The organism is Rhizobium atlanticum, assembly GCF_030182485.1.
GTDB lineage: Bacteria > Pseudomonadota > Alphaproteobacteria > Rhizobiales > Rhizobiaceae > Rhizobium.
This window is the reverse complement of record NZ_JAQJCJ010000046.1, coordinates 1-16,946: the sequence shown is the minus strand read 5'-3', so window position 1 is coordinate 16,946 and position 16,946 is coordinate 1. Positions and strand designations below refer to the sequence as shown.

Here is a 16,946-nt window from a genome sequence, read left to right as displayed (position 1 = left end):
CTGCAACATCTCGCGGTCCAGCGTCAGATCCGCGACGATCTTCTTCAGGCGCGAATTCTCGTCCTCGAGCTGTTTCAGCCTCTTCATCTCCGGTGGCAGCATGCCCGCGTATTTTTTCTTCCAGTTGAAATAAGTCGCCTGGCTGATCCCCGCCTTCCTGCAGATTTCAGCAACCGACACGCCTTCATCACCTTGCTTCAGAATGAACGCCTTCTGAGCGTCCGAAAACTGCGACGCTTTCATCGTCTTCTGGTCCCTTTCCCAGCCAGGAAAATGCACCGGAAAACTCTAACCAAAATTGGTCCAGTTTGAAGGGTTCAGATCAATGGGCCGGACTCTAATCCATTCTGGAGGAAATTCTCAGTGGCAGGTCAGTGTGCACTGCCATCGAAAAGGCCAAAGCGATACCGCATCGACGCCCTGTGATGGTTTTCTTGTGTACGGACAGCGCGCAGGTACGGGACCATTTACTCGGTGTATTTCCCGATCAATCACTATCCCGAAATGCTTTCAGGCGGCCCAGGCCGGCCATTACACAGTGCATCGCTCGGAGTGGACGGCGGTATCTCTGCTCTTACAGAGATGTACCTTCTCGCCCGATGCGATACGGTAATTCGCTTTCCGCCGGCCAGCGCCTTCACGCGCTATGCCCGTCTCTTCGTGCCACGTGTTATTGAGTTTGACTTGAAAGATCCGACTCGCTTGATCTTGACTGATGAATCGTCCGAGCATGAGCCGGCTTGATGAACCGGCACTCCGCTGAACAAATTCTCGGCGCCCTCGCAGGATTGAGGAGAGGTGTTCACTGGATCGCGATGTGGGCGCAGCACGCGACGAGACAAGGCGGGGGCGCATCCTCTCCTAGCGTCTAGAGCAAATCCTGTTCAATCCGGATCATATCCAGCAGCCTTGAAGCAATTGGCGCATTCTGCGGGGGTGAAGCGGGGTATCAGGGCGCCAACTGCATCCCAGAGGGCGTCAATCTTTCGCTCTGCCCGACCTCGCAGCATCGCCTTCAGTTTGGAGAAGGCGTTCTCGATCGGATTGAAGTCTGGGCTGTAAGGGGGCAGGAACATGAGCGTGGCGCCGACACGTTCGATGGCGTCGCGTACACCCGCTGTCTTGTGAGCCGGTAGGTTGTCCATGACCACCACGTCGCCGATCTCCAGGGTAGGCCCCAATACCTGTTCGACGTAAGCCAGGAAGACAATTACCGTTCATGGCGCCATCGTAGACAAACGGCGCGGTCATCCCAGTGAGGCGCAACGCTCCGGTAAAGGTCGTTGTTTTCCAATGGCCATGTGGCACGCCAGCTCGGCAACGCTCACCTCGAAGTGCACGTCCGCGTAGCCGTGCCATCTTGGTCGAAAGGCCGGTTTCGTCGATGAAGATCAGCTTTTCTGGATCGAGATCCAGTTGGCCGTCGAACCAGACACGCCGGCGCTTTAGGACATCCGGCCGGTCCTGCTCCAGTGCGTGGGCGGTCTTTTTTCAAAGGTCCATCCGCGGCCTCGAAGCCAAGCGCCAAGTGCGCTGCGGCTGATCTTCACCTGCCGCTCGACGGACAAGCGCTCAACCATCTCATCGAGCGTCACATCCCTACGCTCGTTGATCAACGCGACAACGAATTCCTCGTGTGCATCCACTGCCGAAGGTCGTCTCCAGCCCTGTGGCCGAGCAGTTAACTCACCCTCTTTCGCTCTTGCAATCCAGCGGATCGCCGTCGAAATCCCAACTCCGAAACGAGCCGCAGCCTGTCGAGCCGACATGCCGGCCGCAGACGCTTTCAAAACCCGTATTCGAAGATCATCGCTCAGTGCTTGTCCCATCATCCACCTCTTCTCTGTGGATGTTTGAATCAGCATCGATGGACGCCGTCACATCACAATCGATTCATCGATCGCAGGACTTGCTCTAGCGCGTCCAAAGGCTTGCTGGATCATTGTTGTGAAGGGTAGCTATTGGGCGCCTTCGGTGAGTGGAAACGGCACCGCGCGCTCGACCCGCATCATTGGCATAGCAAGCTCGCACGTCGGCGATTCCGATGGGACGAGGACGTTCGCGCGCCACAGCCTCGTCGGCGCCTTAGCCGACGCCCTGCCTGATGCGAGGGCGTTCGTCGGGCTTGGTCGACAGATTGCCATCAAGCTGATGTTCGTGCTCTATGCGGTCGTGGGCGTGGCCGGAGCCGTTCTTTATTCCCGCATCCCGACACGTCTGGCAAACCGCTCGACCACAGAAGCCGCCGCCGCGCTAGGTCCTTAGCGCGCATCGTCCTTGCAACTCGCAACTCCCTCAGCCTCGACGCATTCGCAGGCGTGATAACGCCGGCTGCGAAAGACAGAAGATGCACTGTTGTAGTCTCCGGCTCCCGCCGCTGCTTGCATGACGGCTTGCGCCAGTCGTTGACAAAACTCAATTGGCCAGCCACCATTCCCGTTGCCCGGCCATTTGTAATGAGTAAGTCTGAGGTGGTGCCATGCCTCGCATGATCAGGTTCATGCTCACGCGTTTGGCGACGGGGTTCGCAATTGGATCCGCCGTGGGCTTCTTCGTTTGGCAAAATGGATTTGCCGCGGCAGGCACGGTTGAGAGTTATCTCGCGCAGGGCCTGTTCATCTACCTCTTCGCAAGCACCATCAGCATGGGTTATCTCGCGACGGCCCTGCTCCTCGAAGAATAACGCCGGACGCTCTCCGTCGCATGTTGGTGCTCGTTGCGCCCGTTCGTCTGCACTTCCCTATTAAGCCCGCCAGTCCGACGGTATCCGCATGTGTCGTCAGCGCCACCGTTGATGCGGACAAGGCCTGAAGCAAGCGATGAAAACAGTCGAGATGACAAGAACAATCCCGATGAGCATGACGTCCTGGTACATTTTGCGCCTGGCCATAACGGAGCAAGCGATCGCCACATTGACGGCGGTCGAATTCCGGCGCGGTTATCGCCCTACCCCGAGGTCAGCACGCCTTCCGCAGCAGGTCGACGCTGTCGACCACGACGACCCTGCCTCTGACTTCGACCCCTGCAGGACCGAGGGCAGCGAAAGCCCGCGAAAGGGCTTCGGGCGCAACCCCCAGTTTGCCGGCCAGAATTCTCTTCCGGTAAGGCAGGCGAAAGGTGGCCTGCGATGCTGAGGCCGGGCAGCGGCTGACGAGGTAATTCGCAACACGCTGTGCAGCCGTGTGCAGCCGGTCTCCCGCTATGCAATCCATGGCACCGAGCAGATGCCGGGCCATGATGCGCATCACGTTGCGACGCATGACGGGGTCCCGGTCGGCAAGCGCCCGCAACTCCACAAGGTCGAACAACGCGACCTCTGCGCCGTCGGCGGACCATGCGCTGTAGGTGTAGGAGCCGCCTCCCGACAGGAGATATTCGCCGAACGTCTCGCCCGGTTCGCAGATGCAGATATCTGCCTGGCGCCCCGCGGATTCCGACTTCGAAAGTCGCACGAAGCCGCGCATCACGCAATAGACGAACGACGCCTGCTGGCCCTCGGCGATAATCCGCTCGTCCGGTGCGAAGATCTGGAACTGAGCCGTGTCGGCCAGTTCTTCTATCCTTGCTTTGTCCAGGCCGTGAAACAGGTCAGATCGCAAAAGTATGGGATGTCTCGATAGCATCGATCTTCCTTTCGTTTCGGCCGTGAGCGGTTCAAGGTCTTTTGCAATCGGTTTCGTCCTCGACGAGGATTCGCCAAGCTGCTCCTTCAAGGTCGTCGTACTGGCGGCTCGTCAGCGACCAGAGGAACGCCAGGAGACCCATTCCCCCCATCAGCAGTGCGATCGGCATCAGATAGATCAGCATGTTCATGTGGTTTCAACTTCCGCACGTCCGCCGGCAAGCGGCTCGCTCCGTAGGCCGGGGCGCCTGCCGAAGGCATTTAATCGCAGCGCATTCGTCACGACGATGATCGACGAAGTCGACATGGCCACCGCCGCTATCAGCGGCGTTGCCAGGCCGGCGATTGCGATCGGTACCGCAAGCACGTTGTAACCGATGGCGAGAGCAAAGTTCTGTCGAATGAGGCTGGCGGATCTTCGCGCAACGGCGATTGCCTCAGGAACGGCATCGAGACGATCGTTGAAGAAGATAAGGTCGGCAGCTTGCCTGCCGACGTCGGATGCGGTTGCGGGCGCCATCGAGACCTGCGCGGCGGCCAGCGCCGGTGCGTCGTTGATCCCGTCGCCGACCATGAGCACACGATAGCCCTCGGCGCCCAGCCTCTGGAGTTCCTCGACCTTCTGTTTCGGCGCCAGGTCGCCCAGAGCTTTGCCGATACCGAGAGCCCGCGCTGTGTTGTCGACGACGGCCTGCCTGTCGCCGGATACTATCAGCGTTTCGATACCGGCTGCAGCGAGCTGGCGGAAAGCCTCGGCGGCGCCCGGACGAAGCGTGTCGTCAAACAGGAAACGGGCGAGATCGACGCCGTTTTTCGACAGGACCACCTCCGAAAACGGAGTATCGCCCGCGGGCGTGAGCCCGGTTCCGCAGGCAAAGGCCCGGTTGCCGAGCCGATAGAAGTCCGCTCCTTTCCAGGCTTCCAGCCCCCCGCCGGCGATTTCCGTGACCCTGTCGAAGGCGAAGGGGTAAGAGATGTCTATGTCCCGCACCAGACCCTGGGAAAGCGGATGCCGTGAATGCGCCGCCATTGCGCAAACGATGGCGCTATTGCCCGCGATCGCGTCGCTTCGGACGAGGCGGGGCCGGCCCATCGTCAGGGTGCCGGTCTTGTCGAAGGCCACCATGTCCGCGTCGGCCAGTCTTTCGAGCGCCGAACCGTCCTTCACCACGATGCCCCTGCGGAAAAGTTCGCCGGCGGCGACCACCTGGACCACCGGTACAGCAAGGCCCAATGCGCAGGGGCATGTGATGATCAGCACCGCGACCGCGACCAGCATGGCCTGTTTCCAATCGCCCCCAAGCAAGCCCCAGGCGAGAAAGGAAGCCAGCGCCAACAGGTGCACGGCGGGAGAATAAAGTGCTGCGGCGCGATCGGCGACCCGGCGATAACGAGCCCTGCCGCCCTCGGCCGCTTCCATCAGGCCGATGATCTCGGAAAGAAGCGAATCCCTTGCCACTTTGGTCGCCCGCAGGACGAGCGAACCGGTCAGGTTCATCGCACCCGAATTCAGCGCGCTGCCTGCGGCGACGGCGACCGTGCTGCTTTCACCGGTGACGATGGAGAGGTCAACATCGCTCTCGCCGCTGACGATCATGCCATCGACGGGAATGCGTCGGCCGGCGGCAATCGCGATGTTATCCCCGACGGCGATCTCTTCGACCGGGATGTAGTGCCGCGACCCGTCCGGCATCATCAGCTGCGCCCCGCGCGGCGCCAGTCTGGCAAGCCCGTTGATCGCGGCGCGGGCTTTTTCCCGCATTACATGATCGAGGGTTCTGCCGATCAGCAGGAAGAACAGCAGAGACACCGACGCGTCGAACCAGGCATGTTCGCCATGGTGCATGGTTTCCCATAGGGAGACCGCATAGGACAGCGTCACTGCAAGCGAGATCGGAACATCCATGTTGGTGCGCCTACGCTTGAGCCCGCTCCAGGCCGATTTGAAGAAGAAGCGTCCACCATAAATCAGCGCCGGCGCCGCGATCATCGCCGAGATCCAGTGAAACATGTCGCGCGTGGCCGCATCGGCGCCCGACCATACCGACACCGAGAGCATCATGATGTTGGCGGCCGCAAAGCCGGAAACTCCAATCGCCAGCAGTAGCTGGTTCCGGATCCTGTCGGTTTCGGGTGCTGTCGACGTGATGAGATGGGCGCGGTATCCGGCCAAGGTGATCGCGGCGAGGATTTCGGAGGGATCGGTCGCCTTCGCCTCGATCTCTTCCTGATAGACGCAGGTGACACGCCGGGCGGTGAGATTGACCCGGGCTTTCCTGACGAACGCAAGCGCCGACAGCGCTTTTTCGAGGGTCAATATGCAGCCGCCACAGTGGACGTCGGGTACGCTGAGGTCGATCTGGCGTAACCCTGCCCCGAGCGGGTGGCTTGCAAGGCATACCTCCTCGGCGCTGGCGGATGTCGCGCTGAGGCCGAGAACGCTTTCCGCATCCATCGAGCAGCAGGTCATTGGCGGAACTCCGCGGTGTCGAAGCGTTTGGCCTCATGCATGACGACCGCCCCGTTCATTCTCGATATGGCCTCGACGATCCAGTCGCCGGCGACAACCTGGTGATCGGCTTCGAACCGCCCTTCGCCCGTCTTCCGGAGCGTCACGCGGAAATCCTCATGATCGCCGACGGGCCGTTTGAAGTTCAGCGTGACATCATCGATGATCGCAGGCGTGCCGGCCTTGTCGTGGATGTCGTAACGGATTTGGATGCCCTTAACGACGAGCGCGCCCTCGACGCCGGAGGCGGCCATTGCCTTCATCGCTGCCGCCCTGGTGTTGAATTCCTGGCTGGCCACATAGGTGTTTTCCACGACGATGCCACTCCAGCTGGACGCAGCATAGAAGGCCATGGTGGCGTTTACGGCGATCACTACGGCGAAGAATGCCGAGGTGGCAAGCAGCACGTGCAAGCCGGTAAAGCCCTGAGTAGAAGTCTTCATTTCACGTCTCCCGGCGCGTTGAACGCGGCGCGATAGCTCGCCCGGTCGGCTTGACCTGCGTCTTGACCTATATCTTCGATGACGAAGAGGAATTCGTTGATCTCTGCCCCGTCTGGGGCGCGCGTGACGAAGACCTTGAGCGTCGTGGCCGCGTCGGGTTCGACGTGAGCGGTGAAGCTGCGGGCATCCTGCCTGCCGAACTCGGGAATGCGCATTGTGCCCCCCTCCAGCCCGACGAGGGTGATGGTCACGTCCCGCGGCTTCGGCACCATGTTGAGGACATGCAGCGTGTAGCCGTTTCGGATGGAGCCGTCGCTTTCCAGAACATATTGAGGGTTCCGGTCGTGGATAACGTTGAGCCTGAGCCGATCGCGTAAGGCGAGATGGACGACCATGGCGACGCCGATCGATGCCCAGACGACACCGTAGAAGACAATTCTTCGGCGGAAGATGATGCGCCAGTCGAAATTCCGGACAGCTGGCATGAAGCTTCCGTCGTCGTTTCGGACATTGGAGGGCTGGATGGCTGTCCGTCCTCCGTCAGTAGCAAGCGACATGTTGCTCGAATATTCCTTGAGCGTCGCATAGGCGATCAGGCCGTGTGGCTTCCCGAGCTTGTCCATGACGCCGCCACAGGCGTCGATGCAGAGGGCGCATGTGATGCATTCCATCTGCTGGCCGTCGCGGATGTCGATCCCCATCGGGCAGACGGCGACGCAGGCATTGCAGTCCACGCAATCGCCCACCGGCAGACCCTGAGCCTTCTTGCCATGGCGCGACCGCTGCTCGCCCCGCCAGTCGTTGTAGGTGACAACAAGCGAATTCTCATCCAGCATCGCGCCCTGAATGCGCGGCCACGGACACATATAGGTGCATGTCTGTTCGCGCATGAGGCCGCCAAGCACATAGGTCGTCGCGGTCAGGGTGGCGATCGTGGCATACGCAGCGGCAGGAGCGCTGCCGTCAAACAGTGAAGCCGCCAGGCTCGGCGCGTCGGCAAAATAGAAGATCCATGCTCCGCCCGTGGCGACGGCGATCAGCAACCAGATCGCGTGCTTGATCACCCGCTTCCTGAGCTTGTCGAAAGTGAAGGGGTCGGCATCGAGCTTCATCCGAGCGTTTCGGTCGCCTTCGACGGCGCGTTCGACGACGATAAAGAGATCGACCCAGACGGTCTGCGGACAGGCATAGCCACACCAGGCGCGGCCGACAGCGGCGGTGAGGAGAAAGAGGCCGAAGCCCGCCATGACGAGCAGGCCCGCCACATAGTAGAATTCCTGCGGCCAGATCTCGATGAAGAAAAAGAAGAAGCGCCGCGAGGCGAGGTCGACGAGGATTGCCTGATTGGGCGCATAGGGACCGCGGTCCCAGCGAATCCACGGCGCGAGGTAATATGTGCCAAGCGTGAGCAGCATCAAGACCCATTTGAACCGGCGAAAGGGCCCTTCGGCTCGTTTCGGAAAGATCTTCTTGCGCGGCGCATAGAGAGACTGGCGGTTGCGCCGGGCGTTGACGGGTTCGACGCGAACGTGGTCAATGTCATTTAGATTAGGGCGGGTATAGAGATTCATAGGACCTGTCCGATTTTCACCACTCTTTTCCCAGCCGTGGCGGATCCGTTCCTTGATGCAGATCAAGAACGACCGTGCAGAAGCGAAAAGGCCACGCCCCAGAGTAAGGGCGTGGCCGGAGGACAGCGGCGGAGAAACCGCTGGGACGTCCTCCACAGGAGCTGAAACTATCGGCTCGTCTGCTTGTGGTCTTTGAGGCAGATCAAACTCACCATCGAATTGCCGATTTTTGCCGGGTCGTCCTGCTCCGAAGACGCAGGCATCTGTTGGGCGCGGGCTGAGACACGCGATCGGATAACAGCACGCGGCGCGCCGTAGAGAGGGAGGATCGGATTGCGGTCGTGGGCTGTCATGTCTTTTCTCCTTACGTGCCGCCGCCGAGCGCATGAACGAAAATAGTAAGCTCGTTTACCGTTGTGTCCCCCAGGCGCGCTGCCCAGGCAGGCATTACGCCATGTTTGGGAGAGGCAACCTGACGAAGGATGGCGTCTTCACCCCGCGACTTCAGCCAGATTGCGTCGGCGAGATCCGGCGCACCCATTTCCACCTTTCCTTTGGCGTCCTCGCCGTGACATGGGGCGCAATTGTCGAAGAAAACCTGTTTTCCGGCCGCCGCCAGACCGACATCCGAGGGCGTATTGGTCAGCCCCCAGACAAAGGCGGCGACCTGCTTCATCTGGATGGGCTCCAGAACACCGGCAAAGGGCGGCATTTCGGAGGAATGGCTATCCGTATCGCCGTCGAAGCGGATGCCATGAGAGATCGTGGCCTGGATGGCATTCAGATCCCCGCCCCACAGCCAGTCGTCGTCGTTGAGATTCGGAAACCCCGGACCGCCGCTCGCTCCCGATCCATGGCAGGGCGCGCAGTTCACCTTGAAAGCGGATGCGCCGCCAGCGATCGCGAATTTACGAAGAGCAGGATCCGCGTCGATCTCCTCCACTGTCTTGGCAGCGATCAGGTCATGGAACTCCGTCTGCGATGACTTAGCGAGATTGAGGTCCTGCTGCAGCTCGGCGCGCGTTGAATAACCGAGATAGCCGTTAGTGGCGGAAGTGATCATCGGGATGGCCGGGTAAGCGATGGCGTAGCCGATCGCCCAGAGGATCGTCACGTAGAAGGTCCAGATCCACCAGCGCGGCATGGGATTGTTGAGCTCTTGGATGCCGTCCCATTCATGACCCGTCGTTTCGACGCCGCTCAGTTCATCGATATGCTTTTGCGACATCTCAATCGTCCTTCAAGGGAATATCGGCGGCATCTTTGGCCGTCTGCTTGCTACCTGGGCGAAGGGTGAGCATGACCGCGCCGACGAAGAATGCGGCCATTGCCAGGAGGCCCCAGCTGTCGGAGAAGTGTCTCATTGCAGTGTAAGTTTCCATGGATCACCTCACCGGTAGCCGGTCGCGTCGTCATAGGTCGAGAAATTAACCAGCGTTCCGAGCATCTGCAGGTAGGACACCAGCGCGTCCATCTCGGTCAGCCGGGTTGGATCGCCGTCGAGATCGCCGACATTCGCATTTGGGTAGCGCTTGAGTAGAGCCGCCGTGTCCGCGTTCGGATCGGCCTGGGCTCTCATGTCGGCCTCGGCATTCGCCAGCATGTCGTCGCTGTAAGGCACGCCCACGTCCTCATTGGCCTTGAGGTCCTCTCCGATACTCCTGACCGTCACCTCCTTCTCTTCGAGGAAGGCGTAGCTCGGCATGATTGATTCCGGCACCACGGCCCGCGGATTTGCGAGATGCTGGACGTGCCATTCGTTCGAGTAACGCCCCCCGACGCGGGCCAGATCGGGCCCTGTCCGCTTGGATCCCCATTGGAACGGGTGGTCGTACATCGATTCCGCGGCGAGCGAATAATGGCCGTAACGTTCGACCTCATCACGGAACGGCCGGATCATCTGGCTGTGGCAGAGATAGCAGCCTTCACGGATGTAGATGTTCCGTCCGGCGAGCTCTAGCGGCGTGTAGGGCCGCATGCCTTCCACTTTTTCGATCGTGTTCTGCAGGTAGAACAGCGGTGCGATTTCAACGATGCCGCCAATGCTGACGACCAGCAGCGAGCCGACCAGAAGAAGCGTCGCGTTCTTCTCGAGGGTCTTATGTTTATCAAGTAACGATGCCATGTCTCACCTCACTCGGCAGGCTGTGCCTGGGGCACCAAACTGGTCGGGATTGGCGCTTCGTCGCGCAGGTGGCCGCGGATCGTCATGAACACGTTCCAGGCCATGACGAGGCCACCCGCTAGGTAGAGTGCTCCGCCGACGGCACGCAGCACGTAATAGGGGATCATCGCCGCGACCGTTTCAGCGAAGGAATAGACGAGGAAGCCCTGGGAATTGTATTCTCGCCACATCAGCCCCTGCTGGATGCCCGCGACCCAGAGCACCGCGGCGTAGATCACGATCCCGAGCGTCGCGAGCCAGAAGTGCCAGTTGACCATCCGCAGGCTGTAGAGGCGCTCGCGCCCCCACAGTTTCGGCGTCAGGTAGTATATCGCCCCGAAGGTGATCATACCCACCCAGCCAAGTGCTCCGGAATGCACGTGACCGATCGTCCATTCGGTATAGTGGCTGAGCGAATTGACAGCCTTTATCGACATCATCGGGCCTTCGAAGGTCGACATCCCATAAAATGCGATGGCGACGATCATCATCCGGATGATCGGGTCGGTGCGAATTTTGTCCCAGGCGCCCGAAAGGGTCATCAAACCGTTGATCATGCCGCCCCAGGAGGGCATCCAGAGCATGACGGAGAAGACCATTCCGAGCGTCTGCGCCCAGTCAGGCAGCGCCGTGTAATGCAGATGATGCGGGCCGGCCCAGATATACATGAAGATCAGGGCCCAGAAGTGGATGATCGACAGCCGGTAGGAATAAACCGGCCGGTTGGCCTGCTTCGGCACAAAATAGTACATCATCCCCAGGAAGCCGGCGGTGAGGAAGAAGCCGACGGCGTTGTGGCCGTACCACCATTGGGTGAGTGCATCCTGGACGCCGGAGAAGAGAGAATAGCTCTTGGAGCCGAGGAACGACGCCGGAACAGCGAGGTTGTTGACCACATGCAGCATCGCAATGGTGACTATGAAGCTGAGATAGAACCAGTTTGCCACGTAGATATGCGGCTCTTTGCGCTTCAGGATCGTTCCGAGATAGACGGCCAGATAGGCGACCCAGACGATGGTAAGCCACAGGTCGACGTACCATTCGGGCTCGGCATATTCGCGCGACTGATTGATGCCGATCACGTAGCCGGTCGCAGCCATCACGATGAACAGCTGGTAGCCCCAGAAGACGAACCAGGCGAGTGTTCCTCCGAAGAGACGCGCGCGACAGGTGCGTTGCACCACATAGAAGGATGTCATGATCAGCGCGTTGCCGCCGAAGGCGAAGATCACCGCCGATGTGTGAACCGGCCGCAATCTTCCGAAATTCCAATAGGGCGCGATGTTGAGGTCGGGAAAGGCGAGCTGCAGCGCGATGATCACGCCGACGAGGAAGCCGACGACGCCCCAGAACACCGTAGCGATCAGGCCGTAGCGGATTACCTCGTCGCAATAGCCCGTAAGCTCTGTTTTGCGCTGTTGGCCCGTCGGCGAAAACTCTGCGTTTCTGACAAGCAGCAGCGTTCCCGCAACCAGGCAGAGGCAAAGTATACCCATATGGACTGCAAACAGATGATCGTGCGCGAATGCGGCCGCGAGCAGCGCCAGAAACGCTGCGACCGCGATCACCATCGTTTCTGTCGTGTAATTCATGATGTCGTCTCCAGTGCGCAGACGACCGCCTCGCGGCCGGCTTTCTCGGATTTCGAGGCAGGACTGTCACGAAGACGGGAACGGCTCCTTGATCTACATCAACAAGCGGACTGGAAGCGGTGGACGAACCGACGTTGTTACACTCTGTTGCAAACTTCCCCCTTTGGCACCGCCCGCTTACTCCCGTGTGACGCAGCTGCTTTCTACCGCACCCACTGCCACAAGGGGCGATGAAGATGCTGTGCAGAACAACCACGCGTTCGACAATGGCGCGAAGGGGCGCGAAGCCATACATGCCGGCCAATCCCTCTCTTCGCTGTTCGTAGGCTCGGCGGCCGAGGCCGTCGCAGCCGGTAAGGCGATTTGGTGGGAGGGTGATAAGCAACCATCTTGTCCAGGTGGAAGAAGGTGTCGTGCGCCTGCTTCGTATCATCGGCGAAAGATCGTCGGGTGATAATCGCTCTTCAATTCGCCGGCGATCTCAACGGCGCGTCGCTGCAAAACGATTTCCTATTTACGGCTGAGGCCGTCACGAAATGCAAGATCCGCCGGATATCGCACATGAGTTTCCACGGGGAAGTCGCTCGGTCTAATGCGCTCGCTCGACCTAGCTCTCGTTGCTCTGGCAGGAGGCGGCCGCTTCGCATGAACAGATGGTGCTGTTGCCGAAGAAGAACGCCGAGGAGCGCCCCTGCAGCTTCATCGTGAAGCTTGCATTCCGGCGCAACCCGCGTCCGCCAAGGTCCGTTGCGCGTTTCCATGAATCGTCAAGACATTGCGGATCATCTCGGCCTGACCATTGAGACCCTGGCCCACACCGTTACGAAACTTGCGTCGCGCAACATCGTTATTCCCGAGGGCAGGCACGACCTGCGGAACGTCAATCTTGCCCGCTGGTACGGTTATCGGGCGACACTGATGATTTTTCCGAGGATTTCTGTCAGAGGGTAAACCTCAACACACGCGACAAGCCGCGGGATCGACATTCATGCCCTCCGCGAACTTCTCGACGCGATATGAGCTCAGTCACGGCAATCCTAAGCTGTTCAGCAGCGCCGACGTTCGCCGAGCGTGCTTGTCCTTCGGTGATTCCTACATCGCTTGCAGGCTGCCATGTCCCTCGCAAGGGCGCTGGGCAAGCAGGCAAAAATTGGGACCTTCTGCCTTTTTTCCCCGAATTTGACGGGCGTCAAAGAGCCCAATTCCGGCATCTGCTAAGACACATTCATGAGGCTGATTGGGTCTCGCAGAAAAGGAGCTTGCAAATGCGGTTAAAATTCGGTCTGATCGCTGCAGCGGCAGCCTTGATTGTTTCGGCAGCGCCGTTGATGGCGGCCGACCACCAGGTTCGGATGCTCAACAAAGGCACGGAAGGCGCGATGGTGTTCGAGCCTGGCTTCCTGAAGATCGCCCCCGGCGACACCGTCACCTTCATCCCCACCGACAAGGGCCACAACGTCGAAACCTTCAAAGGCCTCATTCCGGATGGCGTTGCCGACTTCAAGTCAAAGCCGAATGAGCTATATCGCGCGAAATTCGATGTTCCAGGCGTCTATGTCCTGAAATGCACCCCACATTCCGGCATGGGCATGGTTGCCCTGATCCAGGTGGGTGACAGTCCGCCCAATCTCGAAGCGATCAAGACTGCAAAGGTGCCGAACATGGTGCGCAAGCGGCTCGATGCCGACCTCACAAACATCACCCAGTGAGACACAGCAGGTGCGGATGACCGCGCAGCCCATGACGATGGCTTTCGTGGCAGCTGTTTGCCTCGCCAGGAGCAGCTGATGCTCAGTGAGCATCGAGCAGAGCCAGGCGCTGTCAGGCAAGACGTCCAAGGCAGTGGTCGGACACGGTTGTCGGCAAAGCCGATGCCGAAACCTGGTGGGACCGTCGAGAAAGTGAATGTGGCCTGTGAAAAGAGCTATGATCTGCACGGCAGACCTGTGAAGGAACGCGTGGGCAAGATCACTAGCCCGGCGGCAATCTCGCTGACGACGAATATAACGAGGTCGTTTTTTTGCGCGGCAGTCGCGAAGGAGATGCCAGCCAAAACCCGGGGTCTCGTTCTGGTTACCCAAGAATTGCACGGAAGGCGCCGTCGAACGTTTGATCGAAATCCCCGCGGCAGGCAAGTCCTACAACTAGGAGACCCCTGCCTCGTCCTTCGACGTGCTCGAACAACCGCGTTCGTGAGAGGGCGAGAGCCGTCGATCATGTGGCGCTCGGTAGCTCACCTCGCGAAAAGGCTCCTTCAGGCGCCTGCGCGGCCGCCATAATCGCGATGGGCACAACTCTGCGGACCGGCGCTTGCCCACGCCACCTTAAAGGTTCGACGTCAGTCGCCAACGATACCCTGGGCCGGGGCCTGCCGAGATCGAGCTGTATTTGAATGAGCCGAAAAGCTCGACGATAACGACCTCGACGTCCAGGCGGTGATACGGGCGCCCATCTACTTGTGACAGGGCGGCCCGATGACCGTATTTGTGAGTGCGCCCGCCCTGCTTCACACGAACTTGCGACGTCGATCCTCCTCGACGTGCCGTTGTCGACGGGACTCCTGGGAAGATAACTGCAGGGTCCTCGATCGAGAAACGGGAACTCGATGTCTTCTCGCGCGGCCTTTGATGCGTTTCGTGTCGCCGGAACCGATGCACACTTCCGGCGACAAGTACTAGGCTGCCTTGCTGTGCGTGTGCCCGTGCGAGCTAAAATAGGCGTCGAATGCCGCCGCGACTGCACGGACCATGAAGCGCGCCTCCTCGCATACGACAATCCGCTCACCGCTGATCGTCACGACGCCGTCGGCCATGAGCTCGCCGAGACGGTCGTTGCGCTCGACAAGGAAGCCGGTGTCGAAACCCGATCCGCTGCTCAACTGGCCGAGATCGGCTTCGAAATCGCACATCAGCCTCTCGATGACCCTCGCCCGAAGCTTGTCCTCCTCGCTGAGAAGATATCCCTTGGCGGTCGGCAGCACCCCGAAGGCAATTCGCTCGGCATAGAGGCCGAGAGGCACGTGGTTCTGCATATAGCCGGCCGGCAGCCGCCCGATCGCAGATGCGCCGAGGCCGATCAGGCTATCGCAATCATCCGTGGTATAGCCCTGGAAGTTTCTCCTCAGCGTTCTGTTGCGCGCGGCGAGCGCCAACTGATCGTTCGGCAGTGCAAAATGATCGAGCCCAATGCGCAGATATCCGGCCTTCTGGAGCTCCTCGGCGATCACTTCCGCCTGCTCGTTCCGCTGTTTTGCGTCCGGCAGCGATGCTTCGTCGATCAGGCGCTGATGTTTCTTAAAAGCGGGTATGTGAGCGTAACCGAAAACGGCGAAACGTTCGGGACGCAGTTCTGCAGCCAGCCGGACCGTCTCGATGCAAGATTGGACAGTCTGTTTCGGAAGGCCATAAATTAGGTCGAAGTTGATGCTGCTGACGCCTGCTGAGCGCAACCCGGCGACCGCCCTTTCCGTCTGCTCAAAGGATTGCAGCCGCTTGATACCGGCCTGCACGATCGGATCGTAGCTCTGGACGCCGAGGCTTGCGCGGTCGACGCCGTTTTCGGCGAGCGCATCGATCATGGGGGCGACCAATGTGCGAGGGTCGATCTCGACTGCGACGCCGGCTTTCGCTTCAAACGTGAAGGCACTCCTGAGCTTTGCCATTAGAGCCGAAAATTCCTGCGGCTTCATGACCGACGGCGTGCCGCCGCCGAAATGCACGTACTTGACGGGCACGTCGTTTCCGGCCGCAAAAGAGACGAGCTCGATCTCTTCCTTCATCACGTCGAGATAGTCGGCGACCGGAGCGTCTTGCCGGGTGATGGTCGTGTGGCAGCCGCAGTACCAGCATATCGAACGGCAGAACGGGACGTGGAGATAAACCGAAACCGGGCCAGCCGCGGCGATATGGGCGAGATTGCCGGCATATTCATCCGGCCCCACGGCTGCAGAAAAAGCCGCCGCCGTCGGGTAACTCGTATAACGCGGAATCCGCGCATCGCCGTATTTGGCGATCAGATCATCAGACATTTTCGCATCCCTTTTCAAAACAGGATGCTTTATGACCTCCGGCCGCGCCGGCTTCCTTGTCCCAAATCAATGATGACGTCTCAGGCCAGAATCAGCCGGATCTTTGTCCGCTGTGAAAGTCAGCACTTTCGAACCCGCCTAACATCTCGTTCTGACATGGGTCGAGCCGCGGTCCCGGCTGTTCGAAGAGACGTGCCACAAGGAAATGAGCAAGAATGACTGATACGCAAAACGGGTGAAACAAATTGGTGTCCGCGTGCTGTCGCCGGTCGAGCCATCCCACGGTTTCGGCTCGCTCCATGCGCTGGCCCCCGGCGATAGTTTGTTGATCGCCAGTGGAACTGGTGCCGGCCTAACGGCGGGAATCTCGAGCGAAGCCTACCGAAACGCGGAAGTCGTGGTCGTTTTCCAATTCCACAGGCCCTCGCCGCGGCCGCCGACGTGATCGTCAAGGTGCGCCTCGATCAATGAGGTCGCCCTGCTGTCGCCTGAAAAGACGCTAATCGCTTTCTTCTATCCCGCAGCCAACAATGAGTTGCTCAAGCGGGCTCTGCATTCGGGCGCGAATATAAGCGCCATAGACATGGTCCCGCGCATCAGCCGTGCACAGAAGATGAATGGGAAAGATCGGGGTTACCGGGCGGTCATCGAAGCGAGTGCGAACTTCAGGTGTTTCTTCACCGGGCAGATCACCGCGCGGTATTTCTAGGGTCTCCTCAGTTTTACGTCGCCTTGAGGTCCGTCAGCACCTTGTCAAAAGCATCCTTGACCGGCTTTGAGATTTCCTCCACCGCCCTGCTTGAGAGCACCCGGACTTCCTTGGCGTGCTGCAAACTTGTCTCAACGCGCTTGCGGAAAAAGGTCGACTGCTGTTCGAGGATCTGCGACGGCGAATTCGCGCCCAGCAAAGCTTGCAAATGTGAGAAGCTGGCCTCGGCGTCGGCCTGCAGTGCAGCGATCGTCTTCCACCACAATTCGTTGCCGAATAGACTTGTCGTTTCGAGGATCGGAGGCAGCA

At 59.8% G+C, this 16,946-nt stretch carries 17 protein-coding genes and 3 pseudogenes; 6 read left to right on the top strand and 14 right to left on the bottom strand.

Annotation, left to right across the window (positions count from 1 at the left end):
• On the bottom strand, positions 1-243 hold a 243-nt coding region (locus PH551_RS31805), incomplete at its 3' end, for a transposase (RefSeq protein ID WP_285196315.1).
• A 125-nt stretch (positions 244-368) separates the two neighbouring features.
• On the opposite strand from PH551_RS31805, the pseudogene PH551_RS31800 reads away from it, so the two are divergent.
• Positions 369-744, top strand: a pseudogene (locus tag PH551_RS31800) (nodulation protein NodZ); the annotation flags it as partial.
• Positions 745-884: 140 nt separating this feature from the next.
• Here PH551_RS31800 and PH551_RS31795 read toward each other — a convergent pair.
• Positions 885-1,829, bottom strand: a pseudogene (locus tag PH551_RS31795) (IS630 family transposase).
• Between the two features lie 118 nt (positions 1,830-1,947).
• Here PH551_RS31795 and PH551_RS31790 point away from each other — a divergent pair.
• A complete protein-coding gene (locus tag PH551_RS31790) occupies positions 1,948-2,265 on the top strand; it encodes a hypothetical protein (RefSeq protein WP_018247218.1) in 318 nt (105 codons plus the stop codon).
• 214 nt (positions 2,266-2,479) lie between these two features.
• On the top strand, positions 2,480-2,683 hold the full coding sequence (locus PH551_RS31785; protein WP_004674430.1) for a hypothetical protein: 204 nt from the start codon (positions 2,480-2,482) through the stop codon (positions 2,681-2,683).
• Between the two features lie 274 nt (positions 2,684-2,957).
• Here PH551_RS31785 and PH551_RS31780 read toward each other — a convergent pair whose 3' ends face one another.
• The 10 genes from PH551_RS31780 to ccoN all read right to left on the bottom strand — a co-directional run bounded on the left by PH551_RS31780 (position 2,958) and on the right by ccoN (position 11,901).
• Positions 2,958-3,623: a Crp/Fnr family transcriptional regulator gene (locus PH551_RS31780; RefSeq protein WP_004674428.1), complete on the bottom strand. Its 666-nt coding sequence runs from the start codon at positions 3,621-3,623 to the stop codon at positions 2,958-2,960.
• A 31-nt stretch (positions 3,624-3,654) separates the two neighbouring features.
• Entirely contained in the window at positions 3,655-3,813 is a 159-nt protein-coding gene (gene ccoS, locus PH551_RS31775) for a cbb3-type cytochrome oxidase assembly protein CcoS (protein WP_004674425.1), read from the bottom strand.
• Complete coding sequence (locus PH551_RS31770; RefSeq protein ID WP_004674422.1) at positions 3,810-6,092, bottom strand: cation-translocating P-type ATPase; 2,283 nt, start codon at positions 6,090-6,092, stop codon at positions 3,810-3,812. The genes ccoS and PH551_RS31770 overlap by 4 nt, the downstream gene beginning before the upstream one ends.
• Positions 6,089-6,574 carry a FixH family protein gene (locus PH551_RS31765; protein WP_004674419.1) on the bottom strand — a complete coding sequence of 162 codons (486 nt, stop codon included), beginning with the start codon at positions 6,572-6,574 and terminating at the stop codon, positions 6,089-6,091. The genes PH551_RS31770 and PH551_RS31765 overlap by 4 nt, the downstream gene beginning before the upstream one ends.
• Entirely contained in the window at positions 6,571-8,145 is a 1,575-nt protein-coding gene (gene ccoG, locus PH551_RS31760) for a cytochrome c oxidase accessory protein CcoG (protein WP_004674417.1), read from the bottom strand. The genes PH551_RS31765 and ccoG overlap by 4 nt, the downstream gene beginning before the upstream one ends.
• Before the next feature lie 167 nt (positions 8,146-8,312).
• Complete coding sequence (locus tag PH551_RS31755) at positions 8,313-8,498, bottom strand: hypothetical protein (RefSeq protein WP_004674416.1); 186 nt, start codon at positions 8,496-8,498, stop codon at positions 8,313-8,315.
• 11 nt (positions 8,499-8,509) lie between these two features.
• Positions 8,510-9,373 carry a cytochrome-c oxidase, cbb3-type subunit III gene (ccoP, locus tag PH551_RS31750; RefSeq protein ID WP_004674413.1) on the bottom strand — a complete coding sequence of 288 codons (864 nt, stop codon included), beginning with the start codon at positions 9,371-9,373 and terminating at the stop codon, positions 8,510-8,512.
• A gap of 1 nt (position 9,374) precedes the next feature.
• Positions 9,375-9,527, bottom strand: a complete 153-nt coding sequence (locus PH551_RS31745; protein WP_004674411.1) for a cbb3-type cytochrome c oxidase subunit 3 — start codon at positions 9,525-9,527, stop codon at positions 9,375-9,377.
• Between the two features lie 8 nt (positions 9,528-9,535).
• Positions 9,536-10,270, bottom strand: a complete 735-nt coding sequence (ccoO, locus tag PH551_RS31740) for a cytochrome-c oxidase, cbb3-type subunit II (protein ID WP_004674404.1) — start codon at positions 10,268-10,270, stop codon at positions 9,536-9,538.
• 8 nt (positions 10,271-10,278) lie between these two features.
• Positions 10,279-11,901, bottom strand: coding sequence for a cytochrome-c oxidase, cbb3-type subunit I (gene ccoN / locus PH551_RS31735; protein ID WP_004674403.1), 1,623 nt, complete (start codon positions 11,899-11,901; stop codon positions 10,279-10,281).
• 241 nt (positions 11,902-12,142) lie between these two features.
• Here ccoN and PH551_RS31730 point away from each other — a divergent pair.
• Together PH551_RS31730 and PH551_RS31725 are read left to right on the top strand one after the other, a co-directional pair.
• A pseudogene (locus tag PH551_RS31730) lies at positions 12,143-12,860 on the top strand (cyclic nucleotide-binding domain-containing protein); the annotation flags it as partial.
• Positions 12,861-13,166: 306 nt separating this feature from the next.
• Positions 13,167-13,610, top strand: a complete 444-nt coding sequence (locus tag PH551_RS31725) for a pseudoazurin (RefSeq protein ID WP_004674399.1) — start codon at positions 13,167-13,169, stop codon at positions 13,608-13,610.
• A gap of 965 nt (positions 13,611-14,575) precedes the next feature.
• Here PH551_RS31725 and hemN read toward each other — a convergent pair.
• A complete protein-coding gene (hemN, locus tag PH551_RS31720; protein WP_004674397.1) occupies positions 14,576-15,928 on the bottom strand; it encodes an oxygen-independent coproporphyrinogen III oxidase in 1,353 nt (450 codons plus the stop codon).
• Between the two features lie 463 nt (positions 15,929-16,391).
• Between hemN and PH551_RS31715 the strand changes: the two genes are divergently transcribed.
• Complete coding sequence (locus PH551_RS31715) at positions 16,392-16,637, top strand: NAD(P) transhydrogenase subunit alpha (protein ID WP_309506698.1); 246 nt, start codon at positions 16,392-16,394, stop codon at positions 16,635-16,637.
• 13 nt (positions 16,638-16,650) lie between these two features.
• Here the strand turns inward: PH551_RS31715 and PH551_RS31710 are convergent.
• The coding region (locus PH551_RS31710; RefSeq protein WP_285196111.1) for a phasin at positions 16,651-16,946 on the bottom strand (296 nt) is incomplete at its 5' end.

Bases quoted from the DNA above. Each gene is read 5' to 3' on its own strand.
- ccoN (WP_004674403.1), bottom strand. From the start codon at position 11,901: ATGAATTACACGACAGAAACGATGGTGATCGCGGTCGCAGCGTTTCTG.
- ccoS (WP_004674425.1), bottom strand. From the start codon at position 3,813: ATGAACATGCTGATCTATCTGATGCCGATCGCACTGCTGATGGGGGGA.
- ccoP (WP_004674413.1), bottom strand. From the start codon at position 9,373: ATGTCGCAAAAGCATATCGATGAACTGAGCGGCGTCGAAACGACGGGT.
- PH551_RS31780 (WP_004674428.1), bottom strand. From the start codon at position 3,623: ATGCTATCGAGACATCCCATACTTTTGCGATCTGACCTGTTTCACGGC.
- PH551_RS31785 (WP_004674430.1), top strand. From the start codon at position 2,480: ATGCCTCGCATGATCAGGTTCATGCTCACGCGTTTGGCGACGGGGTTC.
- PH551_RS31770 (WP_004674422.1), bottom strand. From the start codon at position 6,092: ATGACCTGCTGCTCGATGGATGCGGAAAGCGTTCTCGGCCTCAGCGCG.
- hemN (WP_004674397.1), bottom strand. From the start codon at position 15,928: ATGTCTGATGATCTGATCGCCAAATACGGCGATGCGCGGATTCCGCGT.
- PH551_RS31725 (WP_004674399.1), top strand. From the start codon at position 13,167: ATGCGGTTAAAATTCGGTCTGATCGCTGCAGCGGCAGCCTTGATTGTT.
- ccoG (WP_004674417.1), bottom strand. From the start codon at position 8,145: ATGAATCTCTATACCCGCCCTAATCTAAATGACATTGACCACGTTCGC.
- ccoO (WP_004674404.1), bottom strand. From the start codon at position 10,270: ATGGCATCGTTACTTGATAAACATAAGACCCTCGAGAAGAACGCGACG.
- PH551_RS31745 (WP_004674411.1), bottom strand. From the start codon at position 9,527: ATGGAAACTTACACTGCAATGAGACACTTCTCCGACAGCTGGGGCCTC.
- PH551_RS31765 (WP_004674419.1), bottom strand. From the start codon at position 6,574: ATGAAGACTTCTACTCAGGGCTTTACCGGCTTGCACGTGCTGCTTGCC.
- PH551_RS31755 (WP_004674416.1), bottom strand. From the start codon at position 8,498: ATGACAGCCCACGACCGCAATCCGATCCTCCCTCTCTACGGCGCGCCG.